The sequence below is a fragment of the Roseibium sp. SCP15 genome (assembly GCF_040329435.1).
Taxonomy (GTDB): Bacteria; Pseudomonadota; Alphaproteobacteria; order Rhizobiales; family Stappiaceae; genus Roseibium.
This window is the reverse complement of the sequence record NZ_JBDZYI010000003.1, coordinates 786,248-810,037: the sequence shown is the minus strand read 5'-3', so window position 1 is coordinate 810,037 and position 23,790 is coordinate 786,248. Positions and strand designations below refer to the sequence as shown.

At 52.6% G+C, this 23,790-nt stretch carries 25 protein-coding genes; all 25 read left to right on the top strand.

Features of this window, described 5'->3' with window-relative positions; all coding sequences use genetic code 11:
* Window positions 1–9 precede the first annotated feature (9 nt).
* The 25 genes from ABLO27_RS17680 (at window position 10) to ABLO27_RS17560 (ending at window position 23,719) form a co-directional block, all read left to right on the top strand.
* A complete protein-coding gene (locus tag ABLO27_RS17680; RefSeq protein WP_353034318.1) occupies window positions 10–636 on the top strand; it encodes a hypothetical protein in 627 nt (208 codons plus the stop codon).
* Window positions 637–967: 331 nt separating this feature from the next.
* Window positions 968–1,510 carry a hypothetical protein gene (locus tag ABLO27_RS17675; protein ID WP_353034316.1) on the top strand — a complete coding sequence of 181 codons (543 nt, stop codon included), beginning with the start codon at window positions 968–970 and terminating at the stop codon, window positions 1,508–1,510.
* 331 nt (window positions 1,511–1,841) lie between these two features.
* Window positions 1,842–2,027: a hypothetical protein gene (locus ABLO27_RS17670; RefSeq protein WP_353034315.1), complete on the top strand. Its 186-nt coding sequence runs from the start codon at window positions 1,842–1,844 to the stop codon at window positions 2,025–2,027.
* 482 nt (window positions 2,028–2,509) lie between these two features.
* Window positions 2,510–2,866 (top strand): hypothetical protein, encoded by a 357-nt coding sequence (locus ABLO27_RS17665; RefSeq protein WP_353034314.1) that lies wholly within the window; start codon window positions 2,510–2,512, stop codon window positions 2,864–2,866.
* Window positions 2,867–2,885: 19 nt separating this feature from the next.
* Window positions 2,886–4,061 (top strand): cell wall hydrolase, encoded by a 1,176-nt coding sequence (locus tag ABLO27_RS17660; protein WP_353034313.1) that lies wholly within the window; start codon window positions 2,886–2,888, stop codon window positions 4,059–4,061.
* Window positions 4,062–4,250: 189 nt separating this feature from the next.
* Window positions 4,251–4,778, top strand: coding sequence for a hypothetical protein (locus tag ABLO27_RS17655; protein ID WP_353034312.1), 528 nt, complete (start codon window positions 4,251–4,253; stop codon window positions 4,776–4,778).
* Between the two features lie 99 nt (window positions 4,779–4,877).
* Entirely contained in the window at window positions 4,878–5,708 is an 831-nt protein-coding gene (locus tag ABLO27_RS17650) for a hypothetical protein (protein WP_353034310.1), read from the top strand.
* 104 nt (window positions 5,709–5,812) lie between these two features.
* Window positions 5,813–6,106 carry a hypothetical protein gene (locus tag ABLO27_RS17645; protein WP_353034309.1) on the top strand — a complete coding sequence of 98 codons (294 nt, stop codon included), beginning with the start codon at window positions 5,813–5,815 and terminating at the stop codon, window positions 6,104–6,106.
* Window positions 6,107–6,404: 298 nt separating this feature from the next.
* Window positions 6,405–6,821 (top strand): hypothetical protein, encoded by a 417-nt coding sequence (locus ABLO27_RS17640; protein ID WP_353034308.1) that lies wholly within the window; start codon window positions 6,405–6,407, stop codon window positions 6,819–6,821.
* A gap of 163 nt (window positions 6,822–6,984) precedes the next feature.
* Window positions 6,985–7,215, top strand: a complete 231-nt coding sequence (locus tag ABLO27_RS17635) for a hypothetical protein (protein ID WP_353034306.1) — start codon at window positions 6,985–6,987, stop codon at window positions 7,213–7,215.
* A 434-nt stretch (window positions 7,216–7,649) separates the two neighbouring features.
* The gene (locus ABLO27_RS17630; RefSeq protein ID WP_353034305.1) at window positions 7,650–8,153 is read left to right on the top strand and encodes a hypothetical protein; all 504 of its coding nucleotides are present in this window, start codon (window positions 7,650–7,652) and stop codon (window positions 8,151–8,153) included.
* Window positions 8,154–9,182: a hypothetical protein gene (locus ABLO27_RS17625; protein WP_353034304.1), complete on the top strand. Its 1,029-nt coding sequence runs from the start codon at window positions 8,154–8,156 to the stop codon at window positions 9,180–9,182.
* Between the two features lie 293 nt (window positions 9,183–9,475).
* Entirely contained in the window at window positions 9,476–10,243 is a 768-nt protein-coding gene (locus ABLO27_RS17620; protein WP_353034303.1) for a hypothetical protein, read from the top strand.
* 411 nt (window positions 10,244–10,654) lie between these two features.
* On the top strand, window positions 10,655–11,242 hold the full coding sequence (locus ABLO27_RS17615) for a hypothetical protein (RefSeq protein ID WP_353034302.1): 588 nt from the start codon (window positions 10,655–10,657) through the stop codon (window positions 11,240–11,242).
* A gap of 364 nt (window positions 11,243–11,606) precedes the next feature.
* Window positions 11,607–12,644: a hypothetical protein gene (locus ABLO27_RS17610; protein ID WP_353034301.1), complete on the top strand. Its 1,038-nt coding sequence runs from the start codon at window positions 11,607–11,609 to the stop codon at window positions 12,642–12,644.
* A gap of 469 nt (window positions 12,645–13,113) precedes the next feature.
* Window positions 13,114–13,587, top strand: a complete 474-nt coding sequence (locus ABLO27_RS17605) for a hypothetical protein (protein WP_353034299.1) — start codon at window positions 13,114–13,116, stop codon at window positions 13,585–13,587.
* Window positions 13,588–13,778: 191 nt separating this feature from the next.
* On the top strand, window positions 13,779–14,252 hold the full coding sequence (locus ABLO27_RS17600; protein ID WP_353034298.1) for a hypothetical protein: 474 nt from the start codon (window positions 13,779–13,781) through the stop codon (window positions 14,250–14,252).
* Window positions 14,252–14,710 carry a hypothetical protein gene (locus ABLO27_RS17595; RefSeq protein WP_353034297.1) on the top strand — a complete coding sequence of 153 codons (459 nt, stop codon included), beginning with the start codon at window positions 14,252–14,254 and terminating at the stop codon, window positions 14,708–14,710. Before ABLO27_RS17600 ends, ABLO27_RS17595 begins: the two co-directional genes overlap by 1 nt.
* Window positions 14,711–14,805: 95 nt before the next feature.
* Window positions 14,806–15,276, top strand: coding sequence for a hypothetical protein (locus ABLO27_RS17590; RefSeq protein ID WP_353034296.1), 471 nt, complete (start codon window positions 14,806–14,808; stop codon window positions 15,274–15,276).
* Window positions 15,276–17,687 (top strand): hypothetical protein, encoded by a 2,412-nt coding sequence (locus tag ABLO27_RS17585; protein WP_353034295.1) that lies wholly within the window; start codon window positions 15,276–15,278, stop codon window positions 17,685–17,687. The genes ABLO27_RS17590 and ABLO27_RS17585 overlap by 1 nt, the downstream gene beginning before the upstream one ends.
* A 140-nt stretch (window positions 17,688–17,827) precedes the next feature.
* Window positions 17,828–18,166, top strand: coding sequence for a hypothetical protein (locus ABLO27_RS17580; protein WP_353034294.1), 339 nt, complete (start codon window positions 17,828–17,830; stop codon window positions 18,164–18,166).
* Between the two features lie 79 nt (window positions 18,167–18,245).
* Window positions 18,246–18,833, top strand: coding sequence for a hypothetical protein (locus tag ABLO27_RS17575; protein WP_353034293.1), 588 nt, complete (start codon window positions 18,246–18,248; stop codon window positions 18,831–18,833).
* A complete protein-coding gene (locus ABLO27_RS17570; RefSeq protein WP_353034291.1) occupies window positions 18,830–21,262 on the top strand; it encodes a hypothetical protein in 2,433 nt (810 codons plus the stop codon). Before ABLO27_RS17575 ends, ABLO27_RS17570 begins: the two co-directional genes overlap by 4 nt.
* Window positions 21,263–21,265: 3 nt before the next feature.
* Window positions 21,266–21,799 (top strand): virion core protein, T7 gp14 family, encoded by a 534-nt coding sequence (locus ABLO27_RS17565; protein WP_353034289.1) that lies wholly within the window; start codon window positions 21,266–21,268, stop codon window positions 21,797–21,799.
* Window positions 21,800–21,826: 27 nt separating this feature from the next.
* On the top strand, window positions 21,827–23,719 hold the full coding sequence (locus tag ABLO27_RS17560; protein ID WP_353034288.1) for a hypothetical protein: 1,893 nt from the start codon (window positions 21,827–21,829) through the stop codon (window positions 23,717–23,719).
* Window positions 23,720–23,790: the final 71 nt, after the last annotated feature.

The window sequence follows — 23,790 nt, the reverse complement described above, 5'->3', positions numbered from 1 at the left end:
CCTAAAAACATGGTTGGCGATAAAACGAAAAATAAAATCTCCGAAAAACTTGAAGGAGATCTGAAAGAACTACTTATCGATCAAATTCTTCCCAGTGATACAAATCTAAATCATGTAACAATTGAGAGGATGGTTCAATCATTGGGTATTACATTCGACGAGGCGGTTGCGTTGTACTATGGCGAAGGCCCCGAGTTTTTTGACTATGTATTCAGCCCTTTGGAAAAAGGACTGTTGGAGGGCGTTGCTGAAAGTGTGACCGGAATGCAAAGGAAAAAGCCTCAGGCCTCAGATGCTACCAAAGATCATTGGCGAGAGAGAGCTTCAATTTACGGTAAGTATCTCAGAGACGGGGAAACAGCTGTTCCGAGTAGCAAGCCAGACATAGCTAAATCACCGAAAGTTACTCTAAACAGCGGTGACGTTAGCAGACCTGTGCCTCGAGCTAGACCGGGCAAGGTTTTCCCAACGCCTAAACGCAAACCGCAAAAACATGTTTCGCCTAACGCAAACCCTTTCAACCTTGAAAAGCCCGACCTCAAACAGCAGGCCGAAATGATTGAGAGGAATCCGGTCATGGCGCGGCGTATGATTTTGGCCGAGGGACGGGATCCGAAATTGTTTGGACTTGCCTGACCAAGGCCAGCTTTCTGTCAGATTAATAGTACCGAGGCCAATTCCTCCGCAAGTGACAGCCTCAACATGAAAAGGTCCTTGACTCTGGTGAGGAGACCGGAATGCGCATAACAGATGACCGGGGCCGCCGGGTGGGATCCGAAATTGTTTCGGCTATAGGCAGGTTCGCCGGATGATGCTTATGCGTTTTATTCAGCCCCTCCCAGAGCTTCCTTCAGGGGTGGTTCAGGTTTAGTTCAATTCAAAGTTGATTATTGGAGCGTATCATGAACAAGCTGCAAGCGTTCAGGTGTATCATGAGAATGTTCGCTCAGTTCCAGATCGAGGATCAATGATTTTTATGAAGCTGATGAAGACAGGCTGTGTCGCTATTGGACTTCTGGCAGCTGGGGTGCCAGGTGTTGAAAGCTCGGAATCTGAAGATGTCCGTCTTTGCCCAAACGATAGGGAATGGGGGTCAACGCTCGATCCTCAGACGCGGCCCATGTTCTTCTATATGGGTGAGAGAAACCTGAATAGAGTACTTGCAGAGTCAAACCGTGCCGCCTTTGAGGACGATGAACTTATGCGAGTTTCTTGGTTGTTAACTGTTCATACTTTCCAGCGTCACGAATATGTAGCTTATCTAAGAGATTTTTTTATGGCTCTATCCTCAAGTAAGGCGATACAAGACCGGTTTAGTGAAGAAATATTGTCTGAATTGTCGGAGTGCATTTTAGAGGAAACTGACGAAGATTGTGCGAATATGGCGTATCGTAAAGGATATATCCCGAGCTTTGGAAGTTTGGCGAAACATGAGTATTTATCAAGATCAATACAATTATTTCTGGATTGGTGTGAGAGGACTGGATCGAACGAGCTTACCGAAAGATGATAATTAGCAGGCACTAGTATGTTCTATTTGTTGTTATTTCTGGATGAATTGTTGTTCTGTAGTGGATGATTATTACTCTTTGAGAAAGACAGATGTTGTTTATTTTTCGGGCAATTGTCTTTGCTCCAAGTGACAGAAACTACAACTGACGGACCTGGATCAGGGGGGATAAGAGAGTTCGATATTCTGATGGAGATTTGCGGAGAGTGGGACACGGCGGAATTTGTTAGGTGACGCCACCCGGTTACTCACTCGTCTGAAAGCGTCTGGACTGGGCGATACCTGATGGTTTGCCGACAAGGGGGCGCTTTCACGTGCCGACGCGAATGGTTTGCAACAGGTATCCGATCCGGTTGCAGTCAAGCTACTGGCTTTCATCCACGACAGCTCCTTTGCCGAGGATGGCCTTTCCGGGCTGACCGACGGCGGCAGCGGTGCCAACCCCTTCGCAAGCGACAGCCTCAACCTGAAAGAACAGTCCGAGCTTCTGGAACGAAACCCGGCGCGTGCACGGTAGATGATCATGGCGGCGGGGCGGGATCCGAAGTTGTTCAGGGTTTAAAGGGGAAACTTTTACCGCGCAATGAAAGCGAACTGCTAAAGCGTTGTCGGTAAAATTTGAAACACCTAACGCTGCCTGAAATCAAAGATTTCAACGCGTTATGTGATGCTGATCGTTTTAACGGTTTCCCGAAACGCTATAGCTTTCTTAAATAAGGAAAACCGGGGATTCAGTTAGCACACGATGTAACTTTCGGGACCTCTGAAATTATTGTAGACCATTGGATCTCGGCATACCTGGTTTCGATCGTAATCCTGAACAGTATAGCCCTTGAGCTGCCCCTGACCGCAGGTAACGTAAACCTGCGCCGCAGCCGTTGAGATTGAAGCTCCAACAATCACACCAACCAGAAATTTTAGCAAAGAAGCACCTTTGAGTATTCGACTTGACGAAAGTGAACAGCACCAACTCGTCTACGCTGCTCTTGAGGAATCCAAATGCATTGCAATGCCGCCGGAAACAATAATGAAATTGGCGGCTCTGACGGCACCATTGACCCGCTAGCGAGCGCATTGTTCGGTGACGAGCTCGTCCATGAAATGGAAGGTTTTGTCCGGATCGACGCCGTCGATACCCCAAGCAGACCGCATGATGCCGTTTACTTCTGGAGAGCAGTAGAAACTAACTCCGCCTGCACCAAAAGAGATAATACCTTCACAGATTTGACCGTCGCCATCACGGACCATCGTGAAATTGGGGCGGTCGCTGTCATTGTGAAAGAAAAGCACGAGCGTGTTGTCTTCGTTTGCATAGAGAATGTTCTTACATTCTTCTTCCGCAGCAACCTTTACTGAAAAATTGGAATAAACCGTTATGAAACAAAGAGATGCAGAGAGCATCTTTCTGAATGAGACTGACATTGACCATATTGCTCGTGTTGTTGAAACGGAAGTTGGCGCAAACTGGCAAGGCGATGTCCTGAAAACGGGAGTCGCAGCGATTGTCGATACGATTTTGAACCGAGTTGCTTATGGTCCTTTTCCTGAAACTGTCACGGATGTCGTCAATCGGCAAAATGCCTTCACCAAGATAAACGGACCAAAATCCCACCACAACTCTAAACTGAAAAGGCGTGTTGAACTTAACCCATACGGTAGAGTTCAAAATGCACCGAAGGCCGGCGGGGAAATTGACCGGCTGGTTCGCGAAACAATCGCCGAGCGGGCTTCCGGCCAAGTCAGTATTGTCGGTCCAAGTCTTCACTACGCAAATCCTCATCCCGCCTATAGTGGCGACAATGCAAGGGGCCCGGATGGTTGGGTTTGGCAAATCGCACAAGACCCGTACCTGGTCACTGGAACTGGCAAGTACCACTCGCACGTTCACGGGACAGACCTGAGCATGCGTCCTTTGGCTGCTGCGCCTGCAATCAAATTTGCGCCTTCGAGTGAAATCGACAAACCTTCAATCGATGATCTCCATCACGTCTTCAAGGCGCCCGACGGCTTAGACATGGTAGCCCCGCCAATCCCGGCGGAAAAAGGGGTAAGAGCTCCTCAAAACCCTATGCGGGCAAAGCTCATTGACCACACTGAACGGAAACCATTGAGTTTCAATGACTACCGGGACCGGACTGAATCCAAACTGGAGTTTCAGAAAAATCTTGCTGGAGGCCGCGAGAACCATGTGGGGCCGCGTGATCAAAGTATCTACGACGTCGCGCTTCTGGATTTGAACAGCGAGACTGAACCATCCATTGCCGCGGAAGGTGTGGAACGTGCACCCGCCCCTTCGCGTAAGCCGCTACCGTCAGGCGTCAATGGATCACGCTCGAAAAATGCCAAGAATGGAAGTGGGGGCATTCGAATTCCAACTCCACGAATGAAGCCTGATCAAAGGGCGTCAGAAATTCCGCGCGAAGCAAACCCATTCAACTTTGAAAAAACCAACCTCAAACTCCAGGCCGAAATGATTGAACGCAATCCAGTCATGGCGAAGCGCATGGTCTTGGCTGAGAAACGGGATCCGAAACTGTTTTGTCTTGCCTGACGTATACCAGATTTCCGTCTGACCAATGGCAGCGGCGCCAACCTCATCGCAAGTTAAAGTCTTACTCTGAATGAGTGCTCTGGTTCATGTTTCTCACTAATGACAATTTTAAGTTGAAATTGATGGATGCGATCAAGAACATAGCCGGCATCGGGTTGAGCCCGGTTTGAAAAACACAGGATTAGAAAAATGAGATTGGCAAAAGCTGGTTGTATAGCGCTTGCGGTCCTGTTGGGCGCTGTGTCGAGCGTTCAAGGTTCGGAGGAAGAAGAGAAAGAACACTGCCCAAGCTACCGGGAGTGGACCTCGACCATTGACCCGGAAAACAGGCCAGTGTTCTGGCTGTTCGCCGAAACGGTTATTTGGAATGCGGACAAGGACTTCGAGCCGAGCGAGGGGCTTCAATACTTGAAGCTCGTTTCGTTTCTTATCATTCACTCGTTTCAAAGAACGGCTGAATTCGAGGAAGAGTTTGCGTCGTTCTTCGTGGGCATGCAGGAAAACCCGGAAACCAGAGATTTGTTTGGGAAAGGGCCCTTGGACGAAATCGCAAAGTGTTATTCAGAAGATATACAAGCGGATTGTGCCGAAATGGCTTTCAGTAAAGGTTACGTCAAGAGCCTAGATGAGTACAGCAAAGACGAGAGTTTCAGACCGTACTTGGAGTTTTTTGAACAAGCCTGTCGAATAAAAGAAAGAGCAAATATAAATGAGTGAAAAAGATATCTGACGCAGGGCGAAATAGATCTACTTACGGAAATCTACGGAGAACGCGATTACTTTTATCAAACGACGATAGAACGCGGGAACTGGTACATGCTGTCCGAGTTCGGTTTGGTGAGCAACAATAATATTAAGGTCGGCAAACTTGCCTATTCGGATGACTTCAGCCAGACCGCTCCCGAATGGTTCATCCATGAAGGAGCGCATCTTGTTCAGGAACAGACATTTGGAAGGCACTTGGCTTGGTCCAAGGGGAGCGAAAAGCTCATGCCGCCGCTAAGTAACAATTACCAGTACTCAGATGAGGTTCGTAAAGGTATTCCCTTCGACGAGATGGCAATTGAAGCACAGGCTTCCATGATTTCGGACTATTACCGGGCGGTTCAAGGGAAGCCGGGGCGGTACGCAACGTTACCGGTGGAAGTCTATCAGAGCATTATTCCGGAGAGCTATGTGCCTTCCTTCGGGCGGTATTCTTCTGATGATCCCGCAGACAAAAAAGCCGGAGGTGCCGCTGATGACAAGCAGCAAGCGACTCGTAAGGTACCGAACACCCTGCAAGAATCAGAGGCGCAACAGTATCGGAGAGTTCCTTCTCCCCGGTCAAAACCCAACCGGAAGTACCGGTCCGAATACCCCCTATCCAACAAACCGTTGATGCCTGGCGCGAATGACATTTTGCAACCGTCATTCTCACCTGAGGAACAGGTAAAGGAGTTTGACTTGGCTCCTGTTCTTGCGCCCAGCATAGGAAGGAGCATCAAAGGTTCTTCGGCAGGTAGCGCAAACTCTTTGCGTGGCAATCCTTTCAACCTTGAAAAACCCAACCTCAAACTTCAGGCCGAAATGATTGAACGCAATCCAGTCATGGCGAAGCGCATGATCTTGGCTGAGAAACGGGATCCGAAACTGTTCAGGGTTTAAATGTGCAAAAATGGTTGTTTCCTCCGGTGAATCGCAATTGTAGATTGCTCTGGAGCGAATGGTGAACATGTTATAGGGATTACGAATGCTTTCGGAGAAAGTTTGTGAAGACTGCTGCAATTCCGGGCCTGATCTTAGCCGTTCTCCTTGGTGCCCGTGCCTCTGGTGACCACTCCACGTCTTTAGCCAAAGGGGATGCAAGAGGGGCTAAGACTTGTGAACCCGGTACTGTCTTGGAAACTCTTTCAGAGCAGATGAAGATAAGCTTTCAAGGCTCGCGACCTGAAGGGATTTCGCGGTTGTATGACGCCTTTTTCGTTGAAATGAGGAACTGCAACAAGGACCAGGATCTGGAGTTTTCGGCCAAGCAAGAATGGGCGCCGAGTTTGTTCGACTGACTTTCTCCATTTCCGGAGCTTCCGCCTATTCGCTACTTCCTAAGGGTTTCCTCCAAACACGGCCTTTGTCTCAGCAGAATTGGTTTGGTGTCAGGAACCAATCGAAAACCTGAATGGTATTGCGAAAAAAGCGGATGGACTGACGAGATTTGAGCAAGGAATGAATAATGTACGATAGTAAAAGGCACTTCACACGTGTAGCGGCGCTGAAATTCCCAATCAATATTGGGGAACGCGGGCATTGGGGAGCTAACTCACGGGGCGACGTTCGGTGTTTCTTTTGCGCAGGGGCCGTACAGTGAGTTTTTTTGATTACAGAATATCAGTCTTTTTCTCTCTGCTTTTGTTCTTGTTTCTACTTTTCATTTACCTGCCAGACAGTTCCAGCACTTATGTTGATTTGGAAGTTGAGCAATACAGTGTAGGTGAAAAAGTTTCTTCGGATTGGAGCAAATTATGTCTCTTTGGGATGGCAGAAATCCCAAGTACTGAAACGCGCAAATATTCAAAGTTTCCTTGTGATGTGGAGTTTGATGTTTCTTCAGGTTCAGTCGTGATGGTTTATTATTATGAGAACAAGCAATGCGAGTCGCTAAGATTTCCAGGTTACTTCTTGTCAGAAATCGATACCGAAACGCGTTGTTTTGATCCGGGTGACACTGAACTCTTGAAATTTCACTATGAAAACAAGATCATTGAATTGAGATTGAAGTAATGGATCGCGAAACAGTTTTTGATACATATGGCAGGTATAGTAAAATCGAGAATGAGAATTTCAGGGGTGCAGGTCAGGAACTCCGTAGCCTCGTCGTCAGAAATCCGAGTTGCCAGTTCCACTCTCGCGGCCTACGGGGCCTCAGGGGAGGCCTCTGAGGCAAGTGCCCAGTAACGGATCGGCCATTGAGGTGAAGAGTGGCGACAGTCGAACCACGCCTGCCTCCGATGCTAGGAAAAATGCCAATCCCTTCGATCCCGCTCAGCCCTGGCTCGAGCTGCAGGCAGAAATGCTGGAGCGTAATCCTGTCATGGAGAAGTACATGATTTTGGCCGCCGACCGGGAACCGAAACTGTTTGGTATCGGCGGACCTAGGCCAAAGATTTCGGGCTGACCGATGGCGGAAGCAGTGCCAACCCCTTCGCAAGCGACAGCCTCAACCTGAAGGAACAGTCCGAGCTACTGGAACAAAACCCGGCACAGGCTTGGCAAATGATCATGACTGGGGGCGGGATTCCGAAATGTTTGGACCTTAAAGTACATGCGGCTGTGGCGCCGATCCGTTCGTGAACGGCAACCAAGACTTCAAAGAGCACACGGAGCCTATGAAGAGGATTTCTGCGAGATTCCAGAGGGTGAGCATCATGAAAGGTGAGGCGATGTTTTTGTTCGGAAAATAGGGCTGATCTGAGAAGGAGCTGCAAGAATAGTCGCGATTGTAACCTCTAGAACTGCAAATCTTGATGTGAGTGATCCAAGAACGGCAATACGCCCGATAGCCTCGGGTAGCTCTCGCAGGGGCAACATTAGGAAAGGAATTCAGAAACGATGAACAAGACAATTCGTATTGAATTTCTATATTTCATTGTTTTTTCTCTTTTGTTTGTGTATTTTTCCATTTTAAATTATCTGAATTTCTATGATTACTATATTTTTCCTGCGCTTCCATTGTTTTTGATCTCTGCTCTGTCTGTAGTTGTTTTGGCGCTTGTGTTGCTTTTCAAGCGAAAGTGGGGCCTGTCGCTGGTTCTATTTCTTTGCTTGTTTGTTTCTTTCTATTCTATTTCGTTTCAAGTAACATTAATAGATTATCTTAGGGTTAGTAAGTTGATTGGTGACGGGTCTCCCATCGCAAAAGTGATGTGGTGGGGAGATTACCCATTATTCACTCATAACTATGAGACCGTTCTTGTAAATACGGTTTCCGATGATCTGACGGAAATTAAAAAAGTAATTGAGCTGAGTGAATATTCTCACTTGGTTAATGGAAAATGTGAATTGAATTTACGCAGGGTAAGAACGGATTTTGTCGTTGTTAGGGCGTGGTGTTAAATGAGTAATTCAACTTTTTATGTCAAGGATCAAAAGGGTAGGAATGTACTTGCCAAACATCTTGTTGACTCGAATGGAAACTTCATAATCAACCCAAGAACAAAGGCGCCTTATGTCGCTCCTGCAAGTTACTTCGTGGAAAATTCGATTACCTATGGGCGGTCCATTCGAGGCCTTTGGAAAATTGATCCTGACAAGTATGCAGAGATAATTCGAGCGTTCAGAGCTCGAGGCCCGGAAGACCTTCAAAGAAGTTACAACGGGACGAAGAGCGGTGCGGGCAGTGAGTTTGTTGAAGAGTTTCGAGACATTGCTTCGTTTCACTTTGGCCTTTCGCTTCGGGCTGCTGGCGTTGATGAAGAAACGGCCGTGGCGGGTGGTGGCTTGTACAATGGGTGGAAAAAGCATGGAAAGGGGCTGAACTTAGACGACACTGGTGATTGGTGGAACAATCCAAGAAACCCTCCGAACATTCGTATGGGGTCAAAAATTTATGAGTCGGGACGCGTCAAGCTCGATCCCGAAATGTCTCTTGAGTTGTTTCCTTTCGAAGAGTTGTCTGTTTCCAGCAGTGACCCTATCGTCGACAAATTTTATGGGGCTCTAGCTCGCGGGACGCCTATCAAAGAAATCGCTGGCCACCAGAAAAGTGGCGGTGGTCTTCTTCCTGGAGGTGAATTTACACGCGCCGGACATCCGTATTCCGGGAAGGCAGTGCCTCTCGGTCACGCATCAGGAACTCCGTACCCTCGTCGTCAGAAATCCGAGTTGCCAGTTCCACTCTCACGGCCTACGGGGCCTCAGGGGAGGCCCCTGAGGCAAGTGCCCAGTAACGGTTCGGCCATTAAGACGAAGAATGGCGACAGTCGAACCACGCCTGCCTCCTATGCTTGGAAAAATGCCAACCCCTTCGATCCCGCTCGGCCCAGGCTCGAGCTGCAGGCAGAAATTCTGGAGCGTAATCCTGTCATGGCGAAGCGCATGATTTTGGCCGCCGACCGGGATCCGAAACTGTTTGGTATCAGCTGACGTGGGCCAATTCTTTGGCTTGCCGCAGGCGGCAGTGCCAACCTCATCGAAAGTGATAGCCCAAGATTGAAGGAACAGTCCGAGCTTCAGGAGTGAAATGTGGCACGGGCTGGAACATCGTATGTTGCCGCGAGCCGGGTCCGAATCTGTTCAGGTGCTAAATGTGAAATGATAGCAAAGGCTTTCGGGAAATATGCAATTAGTGATTGATAGGAACAAAAGTTGAACATATGCTGCTGATCAGCAATTGGAAAGTCTGTTGAGTTTGTTCACGCACAGCCAAGGGTTACACGGTGTCATTTGGATCTTTGAAGCGAAACTTTTTGGTAATTTCGGGTTCCTGTTGGCTCGGGATTTTGTCGAATTCTGTCGCGCAGGCAGAACAGCCTATTCCCCTATCCGAGCAGCCATCGGTTTTGAATGAAGAAATCAAGTCTTACATCAGTGGGACGTATGATCCAGAAGCATCCAAGGTTCGGCTCGGGAAAGACATCCGCATTGCATATTTGGGTTTCTCTGAGAGCGAAATTGCTGAAAACTCTGCACGTTTTCCAGCGGTTCAGGAATACAAGGTCACGCATTCCCCTTATGGTAGAACCGAGTATTACAGTCTGCCAGTAAATCCGAGCGCGTATCAAAATCCTGGCACGATTACGGTTCTGGCTCCTGATTTCATAAACACCGAGTATCAGGATTTTTCAGCCGATGGGGATGTATCAGAAATTTTGGATCCCAAGGGTGGATTTATTCATAATCTGGGAAGTGGAATCTACGCGTTGATGCAAATCCCAATGGGTAGCGCTACCGTCACTGAGCTTGGGCCGCCAATGAAGGATTTTGCGAAGGCTGAATTCTCTTATCGCAAACGCATGTTTGACGAAAGCTGTACGTCCGTCTTCGAGTTCTACGGTTGGGAAAATGGCGAGCAAATGAATACGATGATCGTTTATTCGGGATCTCAACCTGGTTCAGATGAGCAAATTGCATGTCTTCGAAAACATGCGCTCATTTTCATGCGCCCTGCCTCTGTTTCGTTCGAGCACCCGGTCTCTCAAAACTGAACCCATCCGCATTTTCAAATGTCCATCTAGGGATTGACAGTCTGGCGTGACCTCGCGGGAAATTGCGGGAACCTTGACTTGTTTCCAAATTCGCACAATGCGGACACTGTCTGTGTTCTGAACGGCCTAACGGGCGAGGCCGACTTTGAAAAGTCGGGCAAATGTCATTTCTTCCCAGGCGGCCTGTCTCTGCAAGTCTTCACACTTTTTGTACCTGGTTGATGCAAGAGGCCCTGGCCCGGAAGGCATTCACTCTCCAGGTTCCCAGGCCTGAAGGCTCGACCACCCGCATTCACTGAAACAGGTGATATCTCACGCTGCCGGTTCATCTGTCCGGTGGAAAAGTAGAGCGTCTGATTCAGTGCTTAAGTCGCTAGGCGAACTAAACAATTGAAATCAGGAGAGAAGTCATTGGACCCTAGAGCATCCGAAAAGCAAATTGTCGAAGAAATCAATCAAATACAGAAGCACCTTTTGAATAAATATGGGCAGGAGGGCGTTGCTGACGAAAAGTTGCAAGAAGCTCTCCGAGCCTGGGGGCGAAAGGGCGATGATTACCGGGAGGCGCGCAAGCTGATCGAAGGGGCGTTGATATACAACCGTTCGCGAGTTGGCATCTCCCAAGGACAGGAAGATACCGATCAGTTTTTGCAGCAACTTGGAGAACTCGGCAAGGTGGGGCCTGCGGTTGCGGGGTATGGGAACTCGGAGGCAGGCCGTCAACGCGCCAGAGAGTTTCTGGGTCTTGAAAAACCTGTCTTGAAAGACAGCGATTTACCCATCAAAGAACCGCTTGTGCCTTCGGCGCCAAGTGCCAGGCAAAACAATCGGGTCCGACATCGGCGAAGCATCAAAGAAGACGTGAATCCGTTTGATTTAACCAATCCCAATCTCAAACAGCAGGCCGAAATGCTGGAGCAAAATCCAGCGCAGGCGAAGCAAATGATTGTTGCGGCTGGCCGCGACCCCGGGATGTTCGGGTTCGCGAAGGCTGCATAGCAACTACTGCGCCAGTTGCAATTGATGAATTGAACTGACGCTCGAGCGGGCATGGCCCCGTCGTGACCGGTCTTTGCTTCAGAGACTACAAGCCATTCCAAAATCATATGATCTGAACCGTTTGGGCAGCCCCCCGGGAACAAGGATGGCTGAGCGACGCACGCCTGCGTTCTCTCGCTAATTCTCTGTGCCGATTACATTCAATAGTTTGATCGACGATCAAGCCTGGATTTCCCTCGGGAAAAACTCATTCCGGCAGGCCCCTCCAGTGGTGCATGCCGACCGAAAACGGACGATCCGTCCGCTGCTCCGGCGCGTTTGCAGCCGGATTTTTTTTGAAAAAACTCCAAAAACAGGACAATCAATGACGTCTCAAATTTCAGACATCGTCGTGCCGCGCGTTTTCACCCCTTACATGGCGGAGAACAAGCCGGCGAAACTGGTCATGCTGGAAAAGTCTGGCATTCTGGCCGCGCCCGCCCCGGACATCGCCAAGCGCTTCAAGGCCGGGGGCAATCAGATCGAAGTGCCTTACTGGGAGGATCTGGACGATGCGGAGCCGACGGTGATCGATGACAGCGACAACAAGATCACCACCAGCAAGATTACCGCCAGCGACATGAAGGCCTACAAGCATCGCCTGGCCAAGAAATACGGCGCCAAGACGGTGGCGAGCTATGCGGCGACCGGGCGTGGCGACAGTGCCATGAACCGGGTGGCCGAGCGCATCGGTGCCTATTGGGGCCGGCGCAAGGAAGAGCGTATCATCGCCACTGCCGAAGGCGTGATCGCCGATAATGTGGCCAATGATGCCGGCGACATGGTCTATTCTATCTATTCCGATGTCGGCTCGCCGACTGCGGCCAACCGGATCAGCTATCAGGCGATCAACCGGGCACGGCTGACCATGGGCGAAAACCTGGATGACCTGCGGGTGATCGCCATGCACAGCTTCGTCTATGGCACGCTTCTGGACGATGAAAAGATCGAGTTCAAGAAGCCGTCGGAAGCTCCGTTCGAGGTGCCTTACTACGCCGGTATGATGGTGGTGCATTCGGAAATGATGCCGGTAACGACAGGCACCAATTCGGACGAATATTCCTGCTTCCTGTTTGCCCCCGGCGCGTTCATGCACATTGACGACGTTCCGAACCGGGAAACCATCTACGGCAACGAAGGCACGGAAATCACCCGCGACCCGGATATCGGCGACGGTGGCGGCGCGGATTACCTGACCACCCGCCGGTTCGAAATGATCCACCCGGCAGGCATGGACTTTACCGCGTCTTCGCTCGCAAAAGCCCAGGGTGCATCTCTTGCGGAGCTGCGTAACGCAGCCAACTGGGATCGCAAATACACGCGCAAGAACGTCAAGCTCGCCTGCCTGAAGGTGAATATCTAAAGCGCTTCACGGGAGCGTTGGTTCACCTGCGGCACTCCGGCTTATCGTTTTGACGCAAATCCGGACGTAAAACCGGGCGTCACTCAGCTGGGGATGCCGCGGGACAGGGTGCTCCCGAACTGCGTGTGTTCGCAGGCGCCTCGGTCCACTCTCAGACGGGGAGGGGACACGAGGTCAAACAAAGTGACGATCAAGCGCTTAACCTGGAACAGGCAAAAGCGCTTGATCATAAAACGACTTTCGAAAGCTCGTGTCTGAACAAGGGTTTCAGACACTTGGGTGCGCTCGACGCTTCGTCAAAACCGGGCTAAAACAAGCCTCATACCGATACCGTGAGTAGGTGTAGCCATTCTCCGGCAGAGCTTGAACTTGTCCCGTAAATCGCAATTGAGCACATGTGATGCCTATCCAGGGTTGCGTCTGGAACATTTGGCGAACATTATGCGGAAAACAGTTTGAGGTCAGGTAGATGGCAGATTTTGACGATATCACTGGTTGGCGGGAAGAGCTGGAAGCGTTTGAGGCGACTGAGGAAGGCCGAGCCTTTTTTGGTAAACACGGTAAGGCGAAGGCAACCAAGCTGACTTTTGAGCAGGAGGTTCGTTATGCGGAAGAGCTCTTCCGGCATGAAGAGATTCATGAGGCGCTGAAAAAATCAGCCAAATGGGTGAAGTTTCTGGATGACAACCCTGATTTCGGCCGGGAAGACGAAAACTTCTCAGCTTGGTGCCCATGGGACGCGATTGCGACCAAGAATACCTTCACACGCTGGTACGCCATGAAGCTGAACATTGCCCCTGGCTGGTCGACTTTCAGTGCAGGTAACAGGCTGGCCATCGACGTTGCGAACGGCGATCTACCGTCCTTGCGCTCTCCCGAAGCGGAACAGTATGTGAGAGAGGAATTCTCGCGTTTTGTTACCTTCACGCCGGAGATGCCGTAATGGAACGAGTGGTAGTTATCGACGCGTCACAAATTCTCACGATTATACGGCGAACCGGAGTTGAGGGACTGTCTGCACTTCACGGGCGTGGAGACTATTTCCTTTACAACGATGGTTCTGGGCGGGTGGGCAGCGCTTGATTTTCAGAACAATTCATGAACATTTTGGGTGGGAAATTCAGGACAGAGTGAATGGCAAATTTTGACGATATCACTGGTTGGCGGGAAGAGCTGGAAGCGTTTGAGGCGACCGAAGAAGGACGAAATTTTTTTGGCAAATACGGTTGGCGGAACGCAACCACGCTTACTTTTGAGCAGGAGGTGCGTTTTGCGGAAGAGCTCTTTCGGCACGACGAGATCCATGAGGCGTTGAAGAAGTCCGCCAAGTGGGTGAAGTTTCTTGATGAAAATCCCGATTTCGGCAGGGATGACGAAAACTTCTCGATCTTGTGTCCTTGGGAAGCCAACAAGACGACGGCCGCCTTTGAACGCTGGTATGCCATGAAGACTGGTATTCCGTATGGCCCATCGACATTTACGGCTGGATTCGGTTTAGCGGTGGATGTCGCGAACGGTGATCTGGCATCTTTGCACTCTCCAGAAACCAAAGCCCATGCGAAAGCAGAATATGGGAGTTTCCTGAGATTCCCGGAGGAAGAGGTATAATGGACCGTGTTGTCATTGTGGACGCATCGCAGATCCTGACAATCATTGCGAAAACCGGAGTGGATGGACTAGATGCTCTTCACAAGCGAGGAGACTATTTTTTCTTTAGCGTTGATCTTCAAATGGAATTGGAAATCGGTAAGGAATGGAAATCAAAGAACGGACGTCGCTTCCAAAATTGGCTTAGTGAACAAAGAGTGAACGGGCGCCTGATTGAGGTCGATGAACCTGTCGCGCCGGAAGAGTACCAGACTTACGACCTTGGTAAGCGCGGAACGTCTCGCGGTGGCAGTGAGCTATCGGATATGTCCATCCGAAAGTTCATGCTGCAGAACAAGGATCGGTTTACCTTTGAGGTTATCAGCCGCGATCTTGAGCTTCTCAATCATCAAGTGGATGATCCCGCTCACCCTTTGTATGGTCTGCAATTCGACCGTCTGAGCACGCGGTCCACATAGCGAGTAATGAACTTTCGCGTTGCACTTGTGCACGCAAGGATTGATTGTTGGAACAATTCATGAACATCTTGACTAAGGAATTCAGGACAGGGCGAATGGCAGATTTTGACGATATTACCGGCTGGCGGGAAGAGCTGGAAGCATTTGAAGCGACCGAGGAAGGCCAAATGTTTTTTGGCGAATATGGTTGGGGGGAAGCAACCGAGCTAACGTTCGAACAGGAGGTGCGTTTCGCGGAAGAGCTCTTCCAGCACGATGAGATCCATGAGGCGCTAAGAAAATCAGCCAAATTTGTGAAATTTCTGGACGACAATCCTGATTTTGGTCGAGAGGATGAGGGTTTCTGGGAGTTGTGTCCGGTTGAAGATAACTTGAAAGTTGATGCTTTCAGGCGCTGGTATGCCATGAAACTAAACGTCGCTTTGGGCGCCTCTACCTTCAGCGCAGGTAAGAGATTGGCTATTGACGTTGTCAACGGGGACCTGCCGTCTTTGCGCTCCCCCGAAGCGGAGCAGTTTGTGAGAGAGGAGTTCTCCTGGATTGTCGCGTTTCCGAAGGAGACGTGATGATGGACAAAGTCATAATCATTGACGCGTCTCAACTCCTTACGATCATGCGACGAACCGGAGTTGATGGACTGTCAGCGCTTCACAAGCGGGGAGAATATTTTTTCTTTAGTGATGACCTTCGTGCGGAGCTGATTGCAGCCAACGAATGGGATTCCAAGAACGGCCTTCGTTTCCAAGCTTGGCGTGAAGAACAAAGAGTGAACGGTCGCCTGATCGAGATGAAAGAGCGTGTCACTTCGGAAGAGTACAAGATCTATGATCTTGGAAAGCGTGGTACGTCTCGCGGTGGCAAGGAGCTATCGGACATGTCGATCCGAAAGTTCATGCTGCAGAACAAGGATCGGTTTACCTTTGAGGTTATCAGCCGCGATCTTGAGCTTCTCAATCATCAAGTGGATGATCCCGCTCACCCTTTGTATGGTCTGCAATTCGACCGGCTGAGCACGCGATCGGCCCTGACCTGGCTGGCCACCCATCCGGATGTGCCCCACAATCCGGAAAGGCTGCAGTCCCTGCTCCAGGCGATCCACAAAGGCAAGTTCGACCTTTCCAAGGATCGTGGTATCGCAACGCATGAACTGGAGCGGGAAAGCTATCGCCTTCCAGATACTTATGAGGACGCCGTAATCGAGCGTGCGCGCCGGGCGGAAACGGACCCCAGACGACGCAGTGACATCAGGGGCTTCAGCGGTCAGGCCGACGGACAGTTGGGCAGAGCTCCGGTTGATCCGGGGGCGGGGGTGCCGTTTTCTTCCTCCGGCGCGCCGCTCGACGGGCTATCTGGCGGTCAGCTTGAGCCGAACGCCGGCATCAACGGCAAGGCCAAAGGCTCACTCACGGAAGGCCCGAGTATCGGCCGGCGGTTCATGAACCTGGCCCGCAATGGCGCACAGGTGGCATTGCTCGGAATTGCGGCGGTGCCGGTGTTCTCCATGGTGCAGGCGCGGGCTGCGGAACGGAACATTCCGTTTGACCAGGCTGCGCGCGAGCTGGGCATTGAATTTGGCGAGGACGAGTTCAAGGACTTGTTGGCCGAGGTCGGGGCCGATGCGGCGATAACCGCCATTCCCGTTGCAGGCTGGTTGAAGAAGGCCTGGGACGTTCTGGGCAATGTTGACGACATCGTCGCGGTGACCCAGCTCTATGGGGCGGCCTATCCGGACAACGAGACCATCCAGCAGCTGGCCGGGATCGCCGATGCCGTCGAAGGCACGGCTGCCTTTGAGACCTATGTGGAAGGGCGCGACGCGCTGACCGGGGCTGTTGGCGGTGCAATTGACTGGGTGTTCAGCACCAGCACCGGTGAGGAGGAACAGGCCAAGGCTCTTGGCGACCTGCGCGAGCTCGTCGAAATCGGCGGGGACGCGGCCGGGGACGCCCTCAAGGCGGGAGCGACACAGGAACAGGTGGCGGATGCTTTGACAACAGCGGTTCAGGCAAGAGCGACTGCGCAGGTCACTTCCGGCAAACCGTTGGCGGAAGAAGAAGCACCGCTGAGTGCTCCGGTGCCAAAGGCAGATCAGCTGTCGCCGGAAACGGCTTTGCCGGGGGGTGGCACAGCGCCGATGTCCGGTGTGCCGACACTGCCCGGTGCGCAGCAGATCCTGCCGTCTTCCCTCGAGTTGGGCCTTGAGCCAGCCCTCGAGCCGGGCCTTGACCCAGCGTCCGGGCCGGAAACGGCACCTGCTGCGGCAGGACAGATACCGGACCGGGCGACCGCTTCTGGTCTGGAAGCCGACAGTGACAGGTTTTTGCGCAAGACGTCTTACAGGACTTTCCGCAAGATCGGCCGCACGCCGGAAGAAGAGCAACAGGGCCAGGACGAGCTCTGGGAGGAGTTCGAGCAAGGCTACCTGGAGATGAACGGCCGCGAACAAGCCGCTGAACTGCTGGCAGCCAGGCGGTTCAGCCGCAGGTGGGCGCTGTCGGATTATGCGGAGGATGCGGACGGCCTGATGATGAAATACCCGATGGAGCGGGTTTACCCGAACATCGAGGAGATCGGCTACAGCTATGTGGACGAGGATGTGAACGCCGCGCTTTCCCACCAGGGGATCCGGGCGAAGAAATGGTACCTGACACCGAACGACAAGACCGGTGGGGACTGGGAACAGGGCTGGATGGACGAAGACGGCTATGGCCCGCGCATGACGCTTGCCTATGACGATGAGGCGGGCCAGCGCCACCGGCTGAGCGACAGCTACCAGGTGAATGTGCGCGGGGCGGCCATCAAGCTGAAACAGAAGCAGCTTAAGGCAGAGCGGATGAAGGCCGGGCAAACCGCTCCGGCAGCCGCCGCAGGTCCTCGGGTGGATATCCCGAAGAAGCCGACTGCGCCGCTGCAAGCGCCAACGACAGCACAAGCGCCGGTACCGAAGCCGAAACCGGACGTCCGGCCAACGGTGTGAAGGGGCGTGTCGCTTGACAGTCAAGCCAGCGGCTTGCCGATCCCGGAAAACCGCTGCGCGGTAGTCTCAGAAAAGCGAAAATCATCAGAAACTTAAGGGCGGCTTGAGCCGCCTTTTTTCTTTGCAGAAAGGGTTTTGAAATGGATGAAATCATCATGCGCCGCCTCAGGCATTTGCAGCGATTGGAGGAGAGCCACGAGAGTGACTTTCACGAGCGGTTCGGCAGGGAGAAGAGCTGGGCGGACCAGCGGAAGGAAAACATGGCTAATGTGATTTCGGCCGACTGGAACAAGAAGCAGAAGGCATCGCGCATTCCAACCGCGAACAGACCATTACCGGAAGGATGGCGGAAGGAGCATTGGAAGACCCAGCAAGCGATGGCAGCAGACTATGCAGGGGCGGAAGCCAGCAACAAGGAAGAAGCCGTTCGTGCCCTTGAAATTTATGAAGCGGAATTGACGATTCCACCGGCTGCCTAGAGAAAGGCGGCGCTGATTTCCCGGAGGCGACCCGGTTTCCGTTCGCCTGAACATACCAATCCAAGAAAGCAGAATTTATATGTCCGGCACCGTCCATACCTCCGTGGAAATGGCGAACCTTGCGCTTGCCCATTTGAAGGAAGCGCCGATCCGCGATTTCGATTTTTCTTCCGTTGCTTCCCGCTGGTTCAAAAACCACTACGCCGCCCACCGCGACGCCTATCTGGCGATGCATGACTGGGATTTTGCGATCGCCCTGGCGAAGTTGCCGGCGGAAAGTGCCAAGCCGCCATTCCGTTGGGCCTATCGATACAGGAAGCCATCTGACTGCCTGCGCATTCCATTGCAGACGGTGAATGGAAACCCGGACGGGAATGTCATTTCCTTTGAGATTGCCGGGCAGCATCTTCTGACCGACTACGCACCGCCGTTTCCATTTCGCTATCTCAGGCGTGTCACCCGGGAAACCGAGTTCTCACCTCTTTTCGTGCACGGATTTTCGCTCTTCCTGGCAGCAGGGTGCGCGCATGTGATTACAGGCAAGAACAGCCGTGCCGAAGCGTTGCGCCAGGCGGCAAATGACGCATTTGAGCAAGCCGGTGGCAGCGATGCCCAGCAAGGCACACCCCTACCCATGATTGACCTGGACATCATTACGGACCGATGAGCTATCACCTTCAAGCAACCTTCAGCCGGGGGGAACTGGACCCCGAGCTGGTTTATCGATCGGACCTGGAAATGTTCAGGTCCTCCCTGGCGGAATGCCGTAATTTCATCACGCTGAAACGTGGCGGCCTTCGACGCAGGGGCGGCACGAAATTTATCGCTGAGCTGAAGGACAGCAGCAAAGGCGGGTGGTTGATCCCGTTCGAGTTCGGCAATGGCCAATATTACATGCTGGAATTCGGTGACAGATACTTCCGGGTGTACACCCGTGAGGGCAGGGTCGGGATTGTGGATGTCGAGACACCCTACGAAATTGATGTTCTGCCGGAACTCAAGTTCGTGCAGTCCACCGATACGCTGTTCATTACGGGGGGCAATCTTCCTCCACAGGCCCTGCAACGCAGGGGGGAGGTGAACTGGACCATCGAGCCGATGGAGTTCAAGGACGGTCCCTTTCTGGACGTGAACATTTCACCCACCAACCTGAAACCTTCCGGGACCGGCAATCCGGTGCCGGTGATGACGTCCAACAGCGCACCGAGTGGCACCGTCTCTTCCTCCAACGGGAGCGCAAGTGCCTGGCAGGTGTTCAACCGGTCCGAGGGCAAGGTTGTTCTGTCCTCCAGCGGAACCGGGTGGGTTCAGTACCGGTTCCCGAGCGCGGTGGTGATTGATGCCTACATGCTGCAAGCCCCGAGCGACAACAGCAAGAATGACGACATGCCCTGGCAATGGAACATTGAAGCGTCCAATGACGGTTCAAACTGGTCCATTCTGGACACGCAGGATGCACAGGACACCTGGACTTCCAGCGAATGGCGTCAGTACTCGTTTCCAAACAAAACAGCGTTTACCCACTATCGGCTCAGCTTTACGCAAGGTGGCGGATCGCTGGCGGATGACTCTGCGATTGGGCAGCTTGTGCTGCACCAGTCCGGTGACACACAGGCCCCTTTCAACCTGACGGCGTCGGACACAACCGGGATCAATGGGGGCACAGGTTTCCAGACAACTGATGTGGGGCGACACATCCGTTTTCGCGGTTCGGACGGTTTCTGGCGCTGGTTCAAGATCGAGAGCCGGACCTCGGACAAGGTGGTCAAGGTTAAGCTTTATGGCCAGTCCCTGCAGGATACAAAAGCGCAGAGCATTTGGCGCATGGGGGCATGGTCGGATACAACCGGCTGGCCGGAGACAATCGGGTGGCACAAAAGCCGTCTTGCCTTTGCCGGAACGCGGGAAGAACCGCAGAAGGTCTGGGAAAGCCAGACAGAAGACTTCAACAATTTTTCGGTTTCTCACATCCTGCAGGCATCGGATGCGGTCACAGCCGGCATTCTGTCCGGGCAGGTCAACCGCATTCAATGGCTCGTCGATGACAATGACCTGATCGTTGGCACGACACGCGCGGTCCGCGCACTCGGCAAGGCTACGGAGCAAGATGCCTACGGCCCGGAAAATGTGGATCAGAAGCCGGAAACCAATTTCGGCACCAACCGCGTGAGCCCGATCAAGATCGGTTCCGTGCTGCTTTACTTCGGGCCCTACGGCACGGACATGCGCGAGATGGCTTACGACTTCGGTGCAGATGGACGTGTTTCCCAGTCCTTGAGTGAAGTGCAGTCTCATCTCTTCCGAGAAGGGGTTGTCGGCGCCAGTTATCAGCAATATCCGGACAGCATCATCTGGCTTTGGGACAAAACCGGTGCAGGCATCGGCTTCACCTATGAGCGGCAACAGCAGGTCTTCGGCATGCAACGCCACGACTTTGGCGGGGCCGTGGAATGCATGGCGGATCTGTCAGGAGATCAGTCAGATGAAGTCTGGATGATCGTCAATAGGACGATCAACGGTGAGACCAAACGTTACATCGAAATCATGCAGCGTCCGTTCGCAGGCGGACAGATTGAAGATGCCTGGCATCTGGATTGTGCTTCGCTTTATAAGGGAGCGTCGGCCAATACCGTCTCAGGTCTCGGTTACCTGGAAGGCGAGGAGGTCATCATATACGCCGACGGTACGGACTATGCCGCGATAGTCACCGGAGGAGAGGTTAGCCTTCCAAACGGACAATTGGCGAAAAAGATCCTTGTCGGGCTGAATGTGAGCGCTCGTGCCAGGACATTGCCGTTTCCGGTGAGCGCACGCGATGGTGCGCTGATGGGCCGAAAAATGCGCGTCGACAGCTGCTCAATCGCAGTTCTGGAGACAGGAACGCTCAAGGCAGGGTCGGACGAAACCTATATGGATGAGTTGATCTATTACCGTGCAGGAGACATCGCCGGTGAACCGGCACCGCTGCGCACCGGACCGCTTGACCAAACCGTTGAGACCCGCTGGGAGGACGGCGGGCAACTGGCGTTTGAAGCCAGTGGCGGCAAACCTTCAACCATCCTGACAATCAATTTTGGAACAGATGCGGAGCCATAAGACATGTGTCATCCAGCAGTATTAGCCGCAGTTTCCGTCGCAGGGTCGCTTGCAGGCGGTGTCGTGCAGGCCCAGGGCATCCGCCAGCAGGCGGAAGCTCAGGCGAAAGCCGAAGAACGCCGCGCAGAATTGGCGGAGCGGCAGAAAGTCGTCAATCAGACGCAAGGCTCGTTTGAGCGAAAACGCACGCTGGAGCAGCAGCAACGAATTATCGGGCAGAACCGGGCGGTTGGGGCCGAACGAGGCCTGTCCGAAACAGGTTCGCTTGTCGATGTGCAGAACGACAGCGACTATGAAGCTGCCCAAAACATTGAGGCGATCCGCTACCGGGTGGACGGTCAGCGGGACAATCTCAACTTCGAAGCCAAAACCGCGCTCGAGCGTGCGAACTCCAGTCGCCGCGCCGGTCGATACGGGGCTGCCAGCGCGATCATTGGCAGTGCGACCAGTGCTTTTACGACGCTTGGAAGTGCTTTCTATGGAGGTGGTCAGCAAGCGAGCACACCGGCCATTCCGAGGGTTAAGCCCAGAATTTGATGAGTTTGAACAAATGGTTCTTGAAACATGGCAAGACTACAAAAATTTGAAGGCACAACGAGCCTGCCGGGTGTCGGCAGCCCACAGGTTGTTGCAGATACGGCAGTTGGCGAAGCCGTTGCAGGATTAGGTCGGCAGATTGGAAATACGGCTGGAACGTTCGGCAAGCTGGCGGACCTTGCGCGTAGGCGACAGCAACGGATTGACGAATTTGAGGCCGAAAAAGCTGACATGAAGGTTAACAGGCGCCTGAAAGGAAACCTTGGTCAGGAACTGCTGATTGAGCGACCAGGAGGCGTTGGCCTGACAGAGGCCATGCTTATCCATCTGGAAAAGGGGCGCGAGGAAGCTCAAAAAGAACTTAGTGAGGAAGCGAAGGTTCGCTTCAACCAGGAAATTGAAGCAAACCGCGAGCGATATGCGAGCAGTTTTGCCGCGGTAGAAGCAGCTGAAAACGAAAAGTACTTTCAGCGGGGTATGGGTGAAGTCGAAGACAGGCTTGTCGCCGAGGTTCAAGATGATCCCGAAGTAATTAGTGCGGCCATTGAAAGAGCGGACGCCATCCTGACGACAATGCCTCTGCCGGCGACCGTGAAAACCAGCGGTTTGAATAGGATTAAGGAAAATCTGGCCGAGGCTTGGACAAAGAGCCGCCCGGTGCAGGAGCAGATCGATGGCCTGACAAAACTGAAATCCAGGCGCGACGCCGGTGTCAGTGCAGATACGTCAGGGAAAGGGTCGGCAGGTGCCGGACCGAGGACCGTCTCCAGCGAGATGTCGGTTTTTGAGAGCCGTGCCCAGTTTCTTTCCCCGCACACGCAAAACAGACTGCTTGCAGACGCGAAGAAGAAACAGGCGGTTGCCACCGTTCAGGAAGAAGAGCGTATAGCGACCTTGATTGCCGAGAACCCTCTGGCAATGAACCCTCAAGAGATACATGAGAGCGGTTTTCTGGAAGCACACCAGCAAAAGCGCTTGCTCGACGATCTTCAGGAGCAAATCCGGCAGCAGGAAAGGGATTTGGAAGCGGTCAGCTGGCTCGGGGCGTCGGCAGCGGAGCCGACGCATGAGAGCAGCAATCAGGAGCTTGCCGACCGGGCATTTGCCTATCTGGATGATGGAAAAACGGATCGAGACGCCCTGGCCCTGGGAATGCTACGCAACAAAGGGGTATTGCCGGACGTCTATTTGAAATCCCTGGAAAACACGCTGAACAGTTCGGACCCGGCCGAAGTCGGCAAAGCCTTCGACATTCTTGCTGAGATTGGCAAGGTCGACCCGAAGTTTGTTGAAGGCCTGCGTGGACATGAGCAATTCCGATCCGGCGTCGAAAAGCAGGACATTCTGCTCAACAGATTCGGGTTTTCCTTAAGGGAGACTTCCGCAGACCTGGCACAGGCCAATGATCCTGTGCGGCGAAAAGATCTTCGAACAGATTTCGCGGGTCAATATCCGCAAGGGCGGACAGGACGTGCAAGAGCACAGGGCCGGTTGGCTCACCACTCAGCAAGTGGTTACGGGAGTAGTCCGATTCCCGTCGATGAACTTCTAAGCGGTATCGATTTTGTTGAGCGAGGTGGCAACAGCGCTGGCGAGATACAGGTCGCAGGAAACTCTGCCGGTCTGGCGATACCCGGCGGACTACCGCTTGTCACGCCACTCGATCCGGACAAGCCAAGCGGATTTTATGGCGGGGCGACGCCAAATGAGGCTGCGACTTCGGCGCTGCCCTATCTGCGCTTTATGTCGGATCTGATGAACCCGTCGGCAACCGCGTCGGAGCTGTTTAACAAAGGGAATGAAACTACAGGTGGTAAGAAATCTGCCGACAATGGTAAGAATGAACAGCATGGTGATGGCGGAAGGCGAATTCAAAAAATCGGACACTCAAGTAAGGGAACTTCGAAAACGGCTTATTGAGGTAAAAACTCGACGCGAAAAGAAACAGCTGAAAAAGAAGATTGAACGCGTTGAACAAGCGGTGCAAAGAG

Bases quoted from the DNA above. Each gene is read 5' to 3' on its own strand.
- ABLO27_RS17680 (WP_353034318.1), top strand. From the start codon at position 10: ATGGTTGGCGATAAAACGAAAAATAAAATCTCCGAAAAACTTGAAGGA.
- ABLO27_RS17675 (WP_353034316.1), top strand. From the start codon at position 968: ATGATTTTTATGAAGCTGATGAAGACAGGCTGTGTCGCTATTGGACTT.
- ABLO27_RS17665 (WP_353034314.1), top strand. From the start codon at position 2,510: ATGCATTGCAATGCCGCCGGAAACAATAATGAAATTGGCGGCTCTGAC.
- ABLO27_RS17660 (WP_353034313.1), top strand. From the start codon at position 2,886: ATGAAACAAAGAGATGCAGAGAGCATCTTTCTGAATGAGACTGACATT.
- ABLO27_RS17655 (WP_353034312.1), top strand. From the start codon at position 4,251: ATGAGATTGGCAAAAGCTGGTTGTATAGCGCTTGCGGTCCTGTTGGGC.
- ABLO27_RS17650 (WP_353034310.1), top strand. From the start codon at position 4,878: ATGCTGTCCGAGTTCGGTTTGGTGAGCAACAATAATATTAAGGTCGGC.
- ABLO27_RS17630 (WP_353034305.1), top strand. From the start codon at position 7,650: ATGAACAAGACAATTCGTATTGAATTTCTATATTTCATTGTTTTTTCT.
- ABLO27_RS17625 (WP_353034304.1), top strand. From the start codon at position 8,154: ATGAGTAATTCAACTTTTTATGTCAAGGATCAAAAGGGTAGGAATGTA.
- ABLO27_RS17610 (WP_353034301.1), top strand. From the start codon at position 11,607: ATGACGTCTCAAATTTCAGACATCGTCGTGCCGCGCGTTTTCACCCCT.
- ABLO27_RS17605 (WP_353034299.1), top strand. From the start codon at position 13,114: ATGGCAGATTTTGACGATATCACTGGTTGGCGGGAAGAGCTGGAAGCG.
- ABLO27_RS17600 (WP_353034298.1), top strand. From the start codon at position 13,779: ATGGCAAATTTTGACGATATCACTGGTTGGCGGGAAGAGCTGGAAGCG.
- ABLO27_RS17595 (WP_353034297.1), top strand. From the start codon at position 14,252: ATGGACCGTGTTGTCATTGTGGACGCATCGCAGATCCTGACAATCATT.
- ABLO27_RS17590 (WP_353034296.1), top strand. From the start codon at position 14,806: ATGGCAGATTTTGACGATATTACCGGCTGGCGGGAAGAGCTGGAAGCA.
- ABLO27_RS17585 (WP_353034295.1), top strand. From the start codon at position 15,276: ATGATGGACAAAGTCATAATCATTGACGCGTCTCAACTCCTTACGATC.
- ABLO27_RS17580 (WP_353034294.1), top strand. From the start codon at position 17,828: ATGGATGAAATCATCATGCGCCGCCTCAGGCATTTGCAGCGATTGGAG.
- ABLO27_RS17575 (WP_353034293.1), top strand. From the start codon at position 18,246: ATGTCCGGCACCGTCCATACCTCCGTGGAAATGGCGAACCTTGCGCTT.
- ABLO27_RS17570 (WP_353034291.1), top strand. From the start codon at position 18,830: ATGAGCTATCACCTTCAAGCAACCTTCAGCCGGGGGGAACTGGACCCC.
- ABLO27_RS17565 (WP_353034289.1), top strand. From the start codon at position 21,266: ATGTGTCATCCAGCAGTATTAGCCGCAGTTTCCGTCGCAGGGTCGCTT.
- ABLO27_RS17560 (WP_353034288.1), top strand. From the start codon at position 21,827: ATGGCAAGACTACAAAAATTTGAAGGCACAACGAGCCTGCCGGGTGTC.